The sequence below is a fragment of the Streptomyces sp. NPDC001401 genome (assembly GCF_042895385.1).
Classification (GTDB): domain Bacteria; phylum Actinomycetota; class Actinomycetes; order Streptomycetales; family Streptomycetaceae; genus Streptomyces.
The window spans coordinates 83,080-96,927 of sequence record NZ_JBIAWI010000008.1; the positions used below are offsets into that span (position 1 = coordinate 83,080).

Annotated in this window: 13 protein-coding genes; 9 read left to right on the top strand and 4 right to left on the bottom strand. The window is 67.7% G+C overall.

Translation table 11 applies throughout. From position 1 onward, the window contains the following. Nucleotides 1–68: 68 nt before the first annotated feature. The 6 genes from ACFY10_RS25950 to ACFY10_RS25975 all read left to right on the top strand — a co-directional run bounded on the left by ACFY10_RS25950 (nucleotide 69) and on the right by ACFY10_RS25975 (nucleotide 7,554). Complete coding sequence (locus tag ACFY10_RS25950) at nucleotides 69–863, top strand: enhanced serine sensitivity protein SseB C-terminal domain-containing protein (protein WP_390667606.1); 795 nt, start codon at nucleotides 69–71, stop codon at nucleotides 861–863. 309 nt (nucleotides 864–1,172) lie between these two features. Beyond that, nucleotides 1,173–2,180 (top strand): ABC transporter permease, encoded by a 1,008-nt coding sequence (locus ACFY10_RS25955; protein WP_390667607.1) that lies wholly within the window; start codon nucleotides 1,173–1,175, stop codon nucleotides 2,178–2,180. A 70-nt stretch (nucleotides 2,181–2,250) separates the two neighbouring features. Next, nucleotides 2,251–4,038, top strand: coding sequence for an ABC transporter substrate-binding protein (locus ACFY10_RS25960; protein WP_390667608.1), 1,788 nt, complete (start codon nucleotides 2,251–2,253; stop codon nucleotides 4,036–4,038). A gap of 110 nt (nucleotides 4,039–4,148) precedes the next feature. Beyond that, nucleotides 4,149–5,147: an ABC transporter permease gene (locus ACFY10_RS25965; protein WP_390667609.1), complete on the top strand. Its 999-nt coding sequence runs from the start codon at nucleotides 4,149–4,151 to the stop codon at nucleotides 5,145–5,147. Further along, nucleotides 5,144–6,241, top strand: coding sequence for an ABC transporter ATP-binding protein (locus tag ACFY10_RS25970; RefSeq protein WP_390667610.1), 1,098 nt, complete (start codon nucleotides 5,144–5,146; stop codon nucleotides 6,239–6,241). The genes ACFY10_RS25965 and ACFY10_RS25970 overlap by 4 nt, the downstream gene beginning before the upstream one ends. Nucleotides 6,242–6,264: 23 nt before the next feature. Then, nucleotides 6,265–7,554 carry an ABC transporter ATP-binding protein gene (locus tag ACFY10_RS25975; RefSeq protein ID WP_390667611.1) on the top strand — a complete coding sequence of 430 codons (1,290 nt, stop codon included), beginning with the start codon at nucleotides 6,265–6,267 and terminating at the stop codon, nucleotides 7,552–7,554. Nucleotides 7,555–7,667: 113 nt separating this feature from the next. Here the strand turns inward: ACFY10_RS25975 and ACFY10_RS25980 are convergent, their stop codons facing one another. Both ACFY10_RS25980 and ACFY10_RS25985 read right to left on the bottom strand, forming a co-directional pair. Continuing rightward, nucleotides 7,668–8,138 carry a hypothetical protein gene (locus ACFY10_RS25980; RefSeq protein ID WP_390667612.1) on the bottom strand — a complete coding sequence of 157 codons (471 nt, stop codon included), beginning with the start codon at nucleotides 8,136–8,138 and terminating at the stop codon, nucleotides 7,668–7,670. Continuing rightward, a complete protein-coding gene (locus ACFY10_RS25985; protein WP_390667613.1) occupies nucleotides 8,135–8,638 on the bottom strand; it encodes a hypothetical protein in 504 nt (167 codons plus the stop codon). Before ACFY10_RS25985 ends, ACFY10_RS25980 begins: the two co-directional genes overlap by 4 nt. Before the next feature lie 385 nt (nucleotides 8,639–9,023). On the opposite strand from ACFY10_RS25985, the gene ACFY10_RS25990 reads away from it, so the two are divergent. Both ACFY10_RS25990 and ACFY10_RS25995 read left to right on the top strand, forming a co-directional pair. Further along, complete coding sequence (locus ACFY10_RS25990; RefSeq protein ID WP_390667614.1) at nucleotides 9,024–10,415, top strand: M1 family metallopeptidase; 1,392 nt, start codon at nucleotides 9,024–9,026, stop codon at nucleotides 10,413–10,415. A gap of 32 nt (nucleotides 10,416–10,447) precedes the next feature. After that, the gene (locus ACFY10_RS25995; protein WP_390667615.1) at nucleotides 10,448–11,104 is read left to right on the top strand and encodes a trimeric intracellular cation channel family protein; all 657 of its coding nucleotides are present in this window, start codon (nucleotides 10,448–10,450) and stop codon (nucleotides 11,102–11,104) included. Here ACFY10_RS25995 and ACFY10_RS26000 read toward each other — a convergent pair. Continuing rightward, nucleotides 11,013–12,236: an alpha/beta hydrolase gene (locus ACFY10_RS26000; protein WP_390667616.1), complete on the bottom strand. Its 1,224-nt coding sequence runs from the start codon at nucleotides 12,234–12,236 to the stop codon at nucleotides 11,013–11,015. The two genes, ACFY10_RS25995 and ACFY10_RS26000, sit on opposite strands and share 92 nt — an antisense overlap. 164 nt (nucleotides 12,237–12,400) lie before the next feature. Between ACFY10_RS26000 and ACFY10_RS26005 the strand changes: the two genes are divergently transcribed. Further along, on the top strand, nucleotides 12,401–13,261 hold the full coding sequence (locus tag ACFY10_RS26005; protein WP_390667617.1) for a thioesterase family protein: 861 nt from the start codon (nucleotides 12,401–12,403) through the stop codon (nucleotides 13,259–13,261). Here the strand turns inward: ACFY10_RS26005 and ACFY10_RS26010 are convergent. Further along, complete coding sequence (locus ACFY10_RS26010) at nucleotides 13,248–13,844, bottom strand: TIGR03086 family metal-binding protein (protein ID WP_390667618.1); 597 nt, start codon at nucleotides 13,842–13,844, stop codon at nucleotides 13,248–13,250. The genes ACFY10_RS26005 and ACFY10_RS26010 overlap by 14 nt on opposite strands. Nucleotides 13,845–13,848: the final 4 nt, after the last annotated feature.

The window sequence follows — 13,848 nt, forward strand, 5'->3', positions numbered from 1 at the left end:
CAGGTCCCGAGCTCCTGGGCGCTTAAGCTGTTGGCATACGCGGGGCAACCACCAGAAGGGGCACACACGTGAGCGCCAGCACCACGACCGGGACGGTCGAGCACATGCTGCGCCAGGTGACGCCGGGGCGCTACGACGCCTACGAGGCACTCCTCCGCGCACTCGCGACCCCGGGCTCCGGCCAGGTCTGGATGCTTCTGTGGCACGGCCAGGCGGGCTCCCCGGACGCCCAGTACGGAAACATGGAGGTCGACGGGTACGGGTACGCCCCGTGCGTCACCTCCGCCCAGGAGCTCTCGGCCAGCGGCTGGAACAGATCGTACGAGGTGGTCGACGGTCTGGACGTCGCCCGGACCCTGTACCCCGACCACTTCGGCCTCTGGCTCAACCCGCATGCCCCGGGCGGTGGCGTGGGCATCCCCTGGCTGGACCTGCGCCGGATCGCCACCGGTCTGGAGCGCCAGGCCGCCGGCCCGCTGCGGATGTCGGAACCCGCCATCGAGATCCCGCAGTTCTACGCCCTCCTCGCGCAGAACGCCCACCGTACCCCGGCCGTCCGCTCGCTGCGCCGCGCCTGGGTGCAGCCGGCGCTCGGGGCGCCGTATCTCGCCATCGGCCTGGACGTGTACGACACCAGCCCGCCCGCGGTGGACTCGGTGCGGGCGATGATGCAGCAGTCCATCGGCGCCGTCCCGGACGGGCTGCCGGTGTCGACGGTGGCGATGTCGGACGAGTACGACCCCGTCGCGCTGTGGATGCGCGCGAGCGCCCGCCCGTTCTACGACCGCGAGGCCCACGCGGCGGCCCCGGCCCAGGCCCCGGCGGCGGGGTACGGCTACCCGCCGGTGCACGGCGGATACTGAGACGCGGGCCTGGTCCATAGCGGGCCGGGAGTCGATCTGCGCGCGTAGATAGCGCCGGAAGATCCTTTTCTGTCCTGATTGTCCGAAATCGTCCCTGTCCGGCCGCCGTTACCCGCTGTCCGGATAACGGAACCCTCCAGCCCGCATCACGTTTACGCATCCTTTCACCGCCAAGTCTGGCAACAGATCGCCAAAGCGTTGAAGACTCCCGCTCCAGGGGGGTTCGCCCCCGTGTACGACGGACTGATCACGCCGCCACCGCGGCAAAGTGCGGGCCGGCTACCGCCGGTTGAGAGGGGTCCCTGCCAGATGACGGCACCATTGCACGAGCCGACCGCGGAAGCGGCCCCGAGCGCGGCCGAAGAAGCGGCGGCAGCCAGCGCCGGCGAGAAGGCCGTACAGGGGCGTTCCCTGGGCCGGATCGCCTGGGAGCGCCTCAAGCGGGACAAACTCGCCCTCACGGGCGGCGTCGTCGTGCTCGTCCTCATCGTGATCGCCCTGCTTGCACCGGTGATCACCAACCTGATCGGGCAGGATCCCGACGTCTACCACGAGAGCCTGATCGACCCGCTCTTCGGCACCCCCAAGGGGTCGCTGGGCGGCATCAGCGGCGAGCACCTGCTGGGCGTCGAGCCGGTCAACGGCCGCGACATCTTCGCCCGCATCCTCTACGGCGCCCGGATCTCGCTCCTGGTCGGCTTCCTGTCCGCGATCGTCGCCGTCGTGCTCGGCACGATCCTCGGCATCCTGGCCGGCTTCTTCGGCGGCTGGGTCGACTCGGTCATCAGCCGCGTCATGGACGGCCTGCTGGCCTTCCCGCAGCTGCTCTTCATCATCGCGCTGGTCTCCGTCATGCCGAACGAGATGCTCGGCCTGAGCGGCTCCAACGTGCGTGTGTTCGTGATGATCCTGGTCATCGGCTTCTTCGGCTGGCCCTACATCGGACGCGTGGTGCGCGGCCAGACGCTCTCGATGCGTGAGCGCGAGTACGTCGAGGCGGCCCGATCGCTGGGTGCCGGGCGGTACTACATCCTGTTCAAGGAACTGCTGCCCAACCTCGTCGCGCCCATCATCGTCTACACGACGATGATGATCCCCACCAACATCCTCACCGAGGCGGCACTCAGCTTCCTGGGCGTGGGCGTCAAGCCGCCCACGTCCTCGTGGGGGCAGATGCTCTCGACTGCGATCGACTACTACGACTCGGACCCCATGTTCATGGTCGTCCCCGGCGTGGCGATCTTCATCACCGTTCTGGCCTTCAACCTGTTCGGCGACGGCGTGCGGGACGCGCTGGACCCGAAGGGCTCGCGCTGAACTGCCGTACCCCAAGCGTCCCGTGAGTACTTCCACGGGGTCTCTCATCAAAACCGGAGGATCCGAGATCGTGACTACCCAGCGCACCTCAGGGCGGCGTAAGCAGGCTTTGGCCGCTGCTGCCGCGGTCGCCGGCATGCTGACCATGGCGGCGTGCGGCGGCGGCAACGGCGGCGGTTCGAGCAGCGGTGCGGCCGGCTTCGATGCAGCGAACAACAAGGTCGCCCAGGCCGATCAGGTCAAGAAGGGCGGCACGCTGAAGTTCGTCACCGCCCAGGACGCCGACTCGTGGGACACCACGCGCGGTTACTACGGCTTCATGTGGGACTTCTCGCGCTACTACAGCCGTCAGCTGCTCACCTACAAGACCGAGCCGGGCGCCAAGGGCGCCGAGCTCACCCCGGACCTCGCCACGGACACCGGCAAGGTCTCCGCCGACGGCAAGACGTACACGTTCACGCTGCGCGACGGGATCACCTGGGAGGACGGCAAGGCCATCACCTCCCAGGACATCAAGTACGGCATCGAGCGCAGCTGGGCGCAGGACGTCCTGTCCGGCGGTCCGGTCTACCTGCAGCAGATGCTCGACCCCAAGGGCACCTACAAGGGTCCGTACAAGGACACCTCCAAGGACAAGCTCGGCCTGAAGGCGATCGACACGCCCGACGCCAAGACGATCGTCTTCCACCTGCCCACGGCGAACTCCGACTTCCCGCAGGTGCTGGCGATGGTCACGGCCTCGCCGGTCCGCCAGGACCAGGACACCAAGTCCAAGTACGGCCTGCACCCGTTCTCCTCCGGCCCGTACAAGTTCCAGTCGTACAGCCCGGGCAAGAACCTGATCCTGGTCCGCAACGCCAACTGGAAGGCGTCCTCGGACCCGGTCCGCAAGGCGTACCCGGACAAGATCACTCTGGACATCTCCACCAACCAGAGCGACATGGACCAGCGTCTGATCAACGGCGACTACGACCTGGACGCCGGCCAGACGGGTCTCGGCCCGCAGGGCCGCACCATCGCCCTGAAGCAGCACAAGGGCAACCTGGACAACCCGGTCTCCGGCTTCATCCGCTACGCGGTCTTCCCGCAGACGGTCAAGCCGTTCGACAACATCGAGTGCCGCAAGGCCGTGATCTACGCAGCCGACCACGTGTCGCTGCAGACCGCGCGCGGTGGCCCGGTCGCCGGTGGTCTCATCGGCACCAACATGCTCCCGCCGTCGGTCTCGGGTGGCGAGGGCCAGAAGTACGACCCGTACCAGATCGCCGGTGCCAACAAGAACGGCAACGACGACCTGGCCAAGAAGGCGCTGAAGGCCTGCGGTCAGCCGAACGGCTTCAAGACCACCATCGCGGTCCGCAACAACAAGCAGCAGGAGGTGGCCACGGCCACGTCCCTGCAGGCGGCGCTGAAGAAGGTCGGCATCCAGGCCGACATCTACCAGTACGACGGTTCGCAGAGCCCGGGCATCATCGGCAGCCCCTCGAACGTCGAGAAGAAGAAGCTCGGCATCATCATCATGGGCTGGGGTCCGGACTTCCCGACCGTGCAGGGCTACGGCATCCCGCTGTGGAGCAGCAAGTACATCCTGCAGAGCGGCAACAACAACTACGCCATGATCAAGGACAAGACGATCGACGGCCTGTTCGACCAGTACAACGCCGAGCAGGACGCGGCGAAGAAGACCACGATCGCCACGGAGATCAACCACAAGGTCAGTGAGGGCGCGTACTACCTGCCCTTCACCTTCGAGCGACTCCTCAACTGGCGCTCGTCGCGACTGGCCAACGTGTACACGACGAACGCGTACAGCGGTTACTACGACTTCGTCAACCTCGGCCTGAAGTCCTCGAAGTAAACCCGGCACACCCGCCGTACGGCACGAAAGGCAGGTGAAGGCCGGCGCGGCGTGACCGCGGGCCACCGGACGACCTCCGGTGGCCCGCGATCCGCAGCGGGCCGTTAGCTGTGCTCGCTTACCTCATCAGGCGGCTCTTCGCCGCCGCAGTGATGCTGGTGGTCATCATCCTGGTGGTCTTCAGCATCTTCTTCCTCGTCCCCAAGTGGGCGGGCGTGGACATCGCCACGAGCTTCGTGGGCAAGCAGGCCGACCCCGCGGCGGTGGAAGCGGTTCGGACGAAGCTGGGTCTGAGCGACCCGATCTTCATCCAGGTATGGCACTTCTTCAAGGGCATCTTCGTGGGCCGCACCTACGCGGCCGGCGGCGACGTCACTCACTGCTCCGCGCCGTGCTTCGGCTACTCCTTCCGCAGCGAGCAGGCCGTCTGGCCGGTGCTGACCGACCGCTTCCCGGTGACCCTGGGTCTCGCGCTCGGTGCCGCCGTGCTGTGGCTGATCTTCGGTGTCGCGGCCGGTGTGCTCTCCGCGCTCAAGCGGGGCAGCATGTGGGACCGCAGCGCGATGGTCGTCGCCCTGGGCGGTGTGTCCCTGCCGATCTACTTCACCGGTCTGCTCTCGCTGGCGATCTTCAGTTACGGACTGAACTGGATCGACGGCAAGTACGTGCCCCTCAGCCAGAGTTTCTCCGGCTGGCTCGGCGGCATGATCCTGCCCTGGATCACCCTCGCCTTCCTCTACGCGGCGATGTACGCCCGGATCACCCGCGCCACCATGCTGGAGATCCTCGGCGAGGACTACATCCGCACGGCACGCGCGAAGGGCCTCAAGGAGCAGGTCGTCATCGGAAAGCACGCCATGCGCTCCACGATGACGCCCATCCTCACCATGCTCGGCATGGACCTCGGTGCCCTCATCGGCGGCGCGATCCTGACCGAGTCCACGTTCAGCATCCCCGGCCTCGGGCAGGCGGTGCTCAGCGCCATCAAGAACCAGGACCTGCCCATCATCCTGGGCGTCACCCTGATCACCTCCCTCGCGGTACTCATCGCCAACCTCGTGGTGGACGTCCTGTACGCCGTGATCGACCCCCGAGTGAGGCTCGCATGACCGAACTCAGCAAGACCGGAGCAGCCGTGGGCGAACCCACCTCGGCCTCGCCGGCCCCGACCTCCTTCCTGGAAGTGCGCGACCTGAAGGTGCACTTCCCGACCGACGACGGACTGGTCAAGTCCGTCGACGGGCTCTCCTTCCAGCTGGAGAAGGGCAAGACCCTCGGCATCGTGGGCGAGTCGGGTTCCGGCAAGTCGGTGACCTCGCTCGGCATCATGGGTCTGCACACGGCCGGCCAGTACGGCAAGCGCAAGGCGCAGATCTCCGGCGAGATCTGGCTGGACGGCACCGAGCTGCTGACCGCCGACCCGGACGAGGTGCGCAAGCTGCGCGGCCGGAACATGGCGATGATCTTCCAGGATCCGCTGTCCGCGCTGCACCCGTACTACACGATCGGTCAGCAGATCGTGGAGGCGTACCGCATCCACCACGACGTCGACAAGAAGACCGCGAAGCGACGCGCGGTCGAGATGCTCGACCGCGTGGGCATCCCGCAGCCGGACAAGCGGGTGGACAGCTACCCGCACGAGTTCTCCGGCGGTATGCGCCAGCGCGCGATGATCGCGATGTCGCTGGTCAACAACCCCGAACTGCTCATCGCGGACGAGCCGACGACCGCCCTGGACGTGACCGTCCAGGCGCAGATCCTCGACCTGATCCGGGATCTGCAGAAGGAGTTCGGCTCCGCGGTCATCATCATCACCCACGACCTGGGCGTCGTCGCCGAGCTGGCCGACGACATCCTGGTGATGTACGGCGGCCGTTGTGTGGAGCGCGGCCCGGCCGACAAGGTGTTCTACGAGCCCCGCCACCCCTACACCTGGGGCCTGCTCGGCTCGATGCCGCGCCTGGACCGTGAGCAGCAGGAGCGTCTGATCCCGGTCAAGGGCTCCCCGCCCTCGCTGATCAACGTCCCGTCCGGCTGCGCCTTCAACCCGCGCTGCCCGTACGCCGACATCCCCAAGGACAACGTCACCCGCACGGTCCGCCCCGAGCTGACCGAGGTCGGCAGCCAGCACTGGGCCGCCTGCCACATGACGCAGGAGCAGCGGGAGCGTATCTGGATCGAAGAGATTGCGCCGAAGCTGTGAGCGAGACCCCTAAGGACACAGCCGTGACCCTTCCCGCGCAGAGCGACGGTGCCACCCTCACCAAGGACGCCGCCCCCGGCGAGACCCTGCTGAAGGTGACCGGGCTCCAGAAGCACTTCCCGATCAAGAAGGGCCTGCTCCAGCGGCAGGTCGGCGCCGTGCACGCGGTCGACGGCATCGACTTCGAGGTCAAGGCCGGCGAGACCCTCGGTGTCGTGGGCGAGTCCGGCTGCGGCAAGTCGACGATGGGCCGGCTGATCACCCGGCTGCTCGAACCGACCGGCGGCAAGGTCGAGTTCGAGGGCAAGGACATCACGCACCTCGGGGTGAGCGGCATGCGTCCGCTGCGCCGCGATGTGCAGATGATCTTCCAGGACCCGTACTCGTCGCTGAACCCGCGCCACACCATCGGCACGATCGTCGGCGCCCCCTTCAAGCTGCAGGGCGTCGACCCCGAGGGCGGCATCAAGAAGGAAGTCCAGCGGCTGCTGTCGGTCGTGGGTCTCAACCCCGAGCACTACAACCGCTATCCGCACGAGTTCTCCGGCGGTCAGCGCCAGCGCATCGGCATCGCCCGCGCGCTCGCCCTGAACCCGAAGCTGGTCGTGGCGGACGAGCCGGTCTCCGCGCTGGACGTGTCGATCCAGGCCCAGGTCGTCAACCTGCTGGACGACCTCCAGAAGGAGCTGGGCCTGACGTATGTGATCATCGCGCACGACCTCTCCGTCGTCCGGCACGTCTCGGACCGGATCGCGGTGATGTACCTCGGCAAGATCGTGGAGCTGGCCGACCGCGAGTCGCTGTACAGGGCGCCGATGCACCCGTACACCAAGGCGCTGATGTCGGCGGTGCCGATCCCGGACCCGCGGCGCAGGAACGCCAAGAGCGAGCGCATCCTGCTCAAGGGCGACGTGCCCTCGCCGATCTCCCCGCCGAGCGGCTGCCGCTTCCACACCCGGTGCTGGAAGGCGACACAGATCTGCAAGACGACCGAGCCGAAGCTCGTGGAGCTCAAGCCCGGCCAGCAGGTCGCCTGCCACCACCCGGAGAACTTCGAGGACCAGGCCCCGCAGGACACCGTCCTGCTGACGGTCGCCAAGGAGGCGGCCGAGCTGGTCGCGGACGAGGTGCTCGCGGAGTCGGCGGAGACGTCGGCGGCGGTGGCGGCGGAGGTCGCGGCCGAGGTCGCGGAGACGGCCGAGGCAACGGCTGAGGCAACGGCTGAGGAGACCTCTGCAGACGAGGCCTCCGACAACGCCGGCTCCACAGAGGCGGAAGCGGGCGGTCAGAAGTCGGCCGACGGGCAGAACTGACCACTTGTGCGCCCGGGCCGGCAGCCCGACAGGAAAGAGCCCCTGCCAGTACTGGCAGGGGCTCTTTCCTGTCGGGCACCGCCTTTGTTCGCGCCTGGCGGGGGCCACCTGGGCTACCCCCAGACCAGCACCCGCCACGACACGGAAGGCTTCACCGCGAGCCGCATCACCCGGTCACTCTTCGCGCCGGTGAATCCCGTGGTGTACGCCGCCATGGCGTTGCAACCGGCCACCTCCATAACGGAACCGCCGGATCCGTCGGTCACCTTCGCAGCACCGGGCCCCAGGCAGATCAGCCGCACCGTGACAGTGGAGCCCGCTTTCGCCAGGGGCACATCGAACTGCTGGGCACCCTGCCCGCTCTTCGCGACCAGCAGCTTCCCGGACGGAACCGGGGACTTGAGAGATTCCAGCGGCGGCATCTTTGTTTCCGCGGCCGGCGAGGCGTGCACTGCCGTTCGTGGTGCCGGCTGCTGCGCCTCAGACCCCGAGCCGCTGCAGCCCGCCACGGATATCAACGCCCCGGACAGTACGGCCAGGCGTGCCGCGCATTGCGAGAAACGAACTCCGGCGATGGAAATCATCCCTTGCTGTGCCAGAATGCCGGAATGTGGTACGGGAATTTCGCGACGCCCTTGCGCGAGATCACCCACTTGCAATTCGCGCCGTAGTGTCCGACGTCCCAATTCATCACCTTGCGGTCGGCGCCGGCGTGGAGGTACCCCTCCCGCCACGACGACGGCACCTTCCAGCTGTCCGAGTAGGAGACCGACGCCGTCATCGAGACCGCGATCGAGACGCTCACGCTTGCCTTGGCCTTGGCGAAGATGACGCCCTCTTCGGTCGACACGGAGCCGGTGATGGTGCCGGTGACCGATGTCCCCGCAGTAAGGGTGATGCCGAGGGTGTGTCCGCCCGGTGCGCTGGACGGGGGGATCATCCCGATCCGGTCGGAGTGCACATTGCTGACTTCATATACCGAGCCCGTGCCGCAATTGGTCGGATGCGTTGTCACGGACGTAGCGGCCTGAGCCGAGGTCGTACCTACGGCGACCAGGGCGAGCATTGCCGCACCGACGGTCATGGTTCTCGCGTATTGCGTCAAGATTCTGGTCCCTCATCGAGGAATGGAGGAGACCCGTCAACCACCCCGTGTGGTGACTCCCCCGTGGTCATGAAGTTAGTGCATGAGCCGGATGGCGCAATAGGCAATTTGCAATCCCGTTGCCATCAGTTTGTCGGCAACCTCAGGTAAACCTCAAATGATTCACGGCCGGGGATTTGCCCTCAAGTAATCCTCAATTAATTGACGGCTCTAATTCCCGTAAGTTGGACATTCAGGGGTCGGTCGTCAGGAGTCAACTGTCGTCTAGGGCATGACAAGTTGGCAAAGTCATGTCCATGGCCGACCGGGAGGGTGCAGAGTCGGTCTGCCCGTCTGATCGGAACACACCCCGAAGGGACGACTCATGGCACTCTCCCGTTCGGCACGTTTAGGGGCCCTCGCAACAGCGGCGGCCTCTTTCCTCGTCATCGCCGCCTCATCCGCCCCCACCCCGGGCGCCCCCGGTATCGGTGACCCGTACTTCCCCAACCTGGGCGACGGCGGCTTCGACGCCCGCCACTACGCCCTCGACGTGGCGTACAACCCGGACACCGACCGCCTCGACGGCCGTACGACGCTCACCGCCCGCGCCACCCAGACCCTCTCCTCCTTCGACCTGGACCTGCAGAAGCTGGAGGTCACCAGAGTCGAAGTGAACGGCAGACGCGCCGAGTTCACCCGGGACGGCGACGAACTGCGCATCACCCCGCGCGGCGCCCTCCCCAAGGGCCACGACTTCACGGCCACCGTCACCTACGGCGGCGTCCCCGAACCCCTCAACGGCCCCATCGTCTTCGGCTCCGACTACGGGTGGATGAAGACCACCGACGGCGTCTTCGTCGCCTGCGAACCGAACGCCGCCTCCACCTGGTTCCCGTCCAGCGACCACCCGGACGACAAGGCCACGTACGACATCCGCATCAAGGCACCCAAGGGGCTGACCGGCGTCTCCAACGGCCGCCTCGTCTCGACGTACGACAAGGGCGACTCGACGTACACCCACTGGCGCGAGTCGAAGCCCATGGCGACCTATCTCGCGACCGCCACCATCGGGAAGTTCGACGTCAAGACCGGCAGGACCCCCTCCGGGATCCCGATCTACGTCGCCATCGACCCGGTGCTCACGAACAGCAACAACGTCGACGTGTACGCCGTCACCGCCGCGGTCACCGACTACTGGTCGCAGGTCTTCGGGCCGTATCCCTTCGAGGAGACCGGCGCGATCGTCGACGACATGCCCCAGGCCGGGTTCTCGCTGGAGGTGCAGAGCAAGCCGGCGTACTCGGCCGTGCGCAGCGAGACGACGATCGTGCACGAGCTGTCCCACCAGTGGTTCGGCGACTCGGTGTCGGTGGAGCGCTGGAAGGACATCTGGCTCAACGAGGGCTTCGCCACCTACGCCCAGTGGCTGTGGGCCGAGCACCTGGGCACGCGCAGCGCGCACGACTCGTTCCTGGCCGCCTACAACGCCCGCCCGGCCGACAGCGCCTTCTGGCAGATCACCGTCGCCGACCCGCAGCGCGACACCATGTTCGCCTCCGCGGTCTACCAGCGTGGCGCGATGACCCTCCAGGCGCTGCGCGAACGCATCGGCGACAAGGCGTTCTTCCAGCTGCTGCCGACCTGGACGAGGATCCACCGCTACGGCAACGCGAACACCGGGGAGTTCATCCGGCTCGCCGAGAAGATCTCCGGGCAGAACCTCGACGACCTGTTCCAGAAGTGGATCTACACCACCGGCAAACCGGCCCTGTGAGGACCGTAAGGACCCCTCGGTAAGAATGTGGGGTGCTTCAGCAACTGTTCAGCCCCTCCGTCCAGCACACGCTCGACCTCGTCGGCATCTTCGTGTTCGCCATCTCCGGCGCGCTGCTGGCCGTCCGCAAGAACTTCGACGTCTTCGGCATCGCCGTGCTCGCCGAGGTCACCGCGCTGGGCGGAGGACTGTTCCGGGACCTGATCATCGGGGCCGTGCCCCCGGCCGCCTTCACGGACCTGGGCTACTTCATCACCCCGCTCCTCGCCGCCCTTCTCGTGGTCTTCCTCCACCCGCAGGTGGAGCGCATCCAGGTCGCCGTCAACGTCTTCGACGCGGCCGGCCTCGGCCTGTTCTGCGTCGCCGGGACGACCAAGGCGTACGAGTACGGGCTCGGCCTCACCCAGTCGGCGACCCTCGGCCTCGCCACCGCCGTGGGCGGCGGTGTGCTCCGGGACGTGCTCGCCAACGAGGTTCCCTCACTGCTGCGCTGGGACCGCGACCTGTACGCGGTCCCGGCGATCGTCGGCGCCACCATGGTCGTCCTGTGCATCCGCTACGACGTCCTGACCCCGTTCACCAGCGGGCTCGCGGTCGTCACCGCCTTCGTGCTGCGCCTGCTTGCGATGAAGTACCACTGGCGAGCTCCGCGTGCGTGGAACCGGCGGTCGACGGTACGCGAGGAGTAGTGGCCCGGCTCCGGCCGCGGTGCTGGCCCATCTCCACGGAGAGCCAGCGGAACGACGGGACCACCTGCGGCCGCCACAGCGCCATGGTGTGGCCGCCCGCGCTCTTCGGGATGAAGATGACGTGCACGGTCGTCGGCGCCTTCGCGGTCTGCTCGAGGGCGACGCCGGCCTCGTAGCCGTCGTGCGGCTGGCCGGAGACGTACAGGGCGATCCGGGGCGGGGTGGGGGACTTCCTCAGCAGCAGGTAGGGGTTGTTCTGGGCCCTGACCGTCGGGTTCTGTGCGGCGAGCGAATTGCGTTCGCCGATCGGGTCGTTGTAGCCGGACATGCTGATCGCGGCCATGTAGCGGTTGGGGTGCGCGACGGCGAGCTTGACCGCGCAGTGCGCGCCGGCCGAGTATCCGGCGACCGCCCAGCCCTTGGGGCCGGGCTCGGCGCGGAAGTTGTCCATGACCATCTTCGGTACGTCGATGCTGAGCCAGCTGTCGGCGTTGACCTGGCCCGGGATGTTCGCACAGCCCGTGTCCACGCCGGCCAGCAGATTGGTGCGCGGGGCGACCAGGATGAACGGCGCGACCTGGCCGCTGCGCATCAGCGGGGCCAGTTGCTGGGTGGCCTTCATCGACCCGAACCACGCCTTCGCAGAGCCCGGGTAGCCGGGCAGCAGCTCCACCACCGGGAACTTGTGGTGGCGGTAGGCGGGCTCGTCGTACTGCGGCGGCAGCCACACGTAGACCTCGGCGTTCACGCCGGAGACACGGCCCTTGAGCTGCGTCTCGCGCACGCCGCGCATCCCCGGTCCGGTGGCCGGGGAGAAGTTCTGCCTGACCTTGGGCAACCGTTTCAGCGCTATTCCGCCGGTGCCGTCGGCGCCGAGGTTGGCCGCCTGCTGCACGTGGTTGCCCGTGCCGAGCAGGTCGTCCCAGTTGTCGTACAGGTTGTTGGCGTTGTTGACCATGGTGAAGACCAGCGCGACTGCCGTCCCCTGGGCGAACAGCAGCATCAGCATCCGGGCGGCCGTGCGCAGGGCCTTGGGCCCGCGCATCCGCGTCCACAGGGCGAGCGGCAGTATCAGGGCGACCGTGAACAGCACGATCAGTGTGTAGAGGAACGGAGTCCCGGTGAGGCTCATGTCCCCATAGAGGGGCAGACAGGCCCTCGGGTTGAGGACGAGTGCGGACACTTACCAAGAAATTGCCGGAACCTCACCCGGGAGGGTGGGGTTGGCCGGGACGTGTCACGCAGCCGTAACCTCAAAAGCTACCGCTTAGTAATTTCTCATTGTACGGTTCAGGCATGTCAGAAGCAGCTTCCGTGCAGGCCGTCAGGGCCACCATCGGTGACAGCGAGTTCGACCGGGACACTGCCCTCGTCCCGCGCGCACCCGGCGTGTACGACATCGACCTCTCCGCCGGCTGGACCATCATCAACGCCGTCAACGGCGGCTATCTGCTGGCCGTCCTGGGCCGCGCACTCGCGGACGCCCTGCCGCACGCCGACCCGTTCACGATCTCGGCGCACTACCTGACGGCGTCCCAGCCGGGCCCGGCGGTCGTCCGCACCGACGTCGTACGGACGGGCCGCACCCTGTCGACCGGCCAGGCCTCGCTCTTCCAGTACGACGAGCAGGGCCGCGAGGTGGAGCGCATCCGCGTCCTCGCCTCCTACGGCGACCTGGACGCACTGCCGGACGACGTCCGCACGACGGCCGTCCCGCCGGCGTTGCCGCCCATGGACCAGTGCTTCGGTCCCCAGGACGGTCCTGCCCCCGTCTCCGGCAGCTCGGCGATCACCGACCGCCTGATGATCAAGATCGACCCCGCCACCCTCGGCTGGGCACTCGGCGCACCGTCCGGCAAGGGCGAGATGCGCGCCTGGTTCGGCCTGGCGGACGGCCGGGACGCCGACCCCCTGTCCCTGCTGCTTGCGGTGGACGCGCTCCCGCCCACCGCCTTCGAACTCGGACTGAAGGGCTGGGTGCCGACAGTGGAGCTCACGGTCCACGTCCGCTCCCGCCCGGCCCCCGGCCCCCTCCGCGTCTCGATCACCACCCGCAACCTCGCCGGCGGCTTCCTGGAGGAGGACGCGGAGGTCTGGGACAGCAGCGACCGACTGGTGGCACAGTCCCGCCAGCTGGCCCGGGTCAGGCTCGGCTGAGCGCTTCCCGCCCGAGCCAGGCTGCCAACTGCCGGTAGGTGTCGGCGTCTTCGGGACTCGGCAGGACGTCGCCGAAGGGGGTCTGTTCGTCGCGGTGGGGGTCGGGCAGGACGCGGTGGGCGGTGGTGAGGGCGAATTCGGCCAGTTCCGGGTCGAGTTCGAGGGGGTGGCCGAGGGACTCGGAGAGGTCCCAGGTGTGGGTCACCAGTTCCATGACGTAGCCGGAGAGGGCCGCACGGCCGGGGACCTCACCCCACGGCACGCGGACCGGTGCCTCCATGCGGGAGTCGCTCTCCCAGGCCTTGAGGACCCGGGTGCGGACCTCGTCGTACACGGCCGTCCAGTCGTCGTCCGCCACGTCGTCCGCGAACGGGCGTACGGCGAGCCCGTCGCCGCCCTCGCCGACCACCGCGATACGCAGGGTGCCGCCGACGATGTGGCTGAGCAGGGTGCGCACGTCGAACTCGGTACAGGGCGTCGGGCCGGTCAGCTGCTCGGGACGTACGGTCTTGATGAGCGCCGCCATCTGCTCGGTGGCGCGGGTGTACACGGGGCGGGGGTCGATGGCGTTCGTGGTGTTCATGGCG

Bases quoted from the DNA above. Each gene is read 5' to 3' on its own strand.
- ACFY10_RS25985 (WP_390667613.1), bottom strand. From the start codon at position 8,638: ATGACCGTCGGTGCGGCAATGCTCGCCCTGGTCGCCGTAGGTACGACC.
- ACFY10_RS25990 (WP_390667614.1), top strand. From the start codon at position 9,024: ATGGCACTCTCCCGTTCGGCACGTTTAGGGGCCCTCGCAACAGCGGCG.
- ACFY10_RS25955 (WP_390667607.1), top strand. From the start codon at position 1,173: ATGACGGCACCATTGCACGAGCCGACCGCGGAAGCGGCCCCGAGCGCG.
- ACFY10_RS26005 (WP_390667617.1), top strand. From the start codon at position 12,401: ATGTCAGAAGCAGCTTCCGTGCAGGCCGTCAGGGCCACCATCGGTGAC.
- ACFY10_RS26000 (WP_390667616.1), bottom strand. From the start codon at position 12,236: ATGAGCCTCACCGGGACTCCGTTCCTCTACACACTGATCGTGCTGTTC.
- ACFY10_RS25970 (WP_390667610.1), top strand. From the start codon at position 5,144: ATGACCGAACTCAGCAAGACCGGAGCAGCCGTGGGCGAACCCACCTCG.
- ACFY10_RS26010 (WP_390667618.1), bottom strand. From the start codon at position 13,844: ATGAACACCACGAACGCCATCGACCCCCGCCCCGTGTACACCCGCGCC.
- ACFY10_RS25980 (WP_390667612.1), bottom strand. From the start codon at position 8,138: ATGATTTCCATCGCCGGAGTTCGTTTCTCGCAATGCGCGGCACGCCTG.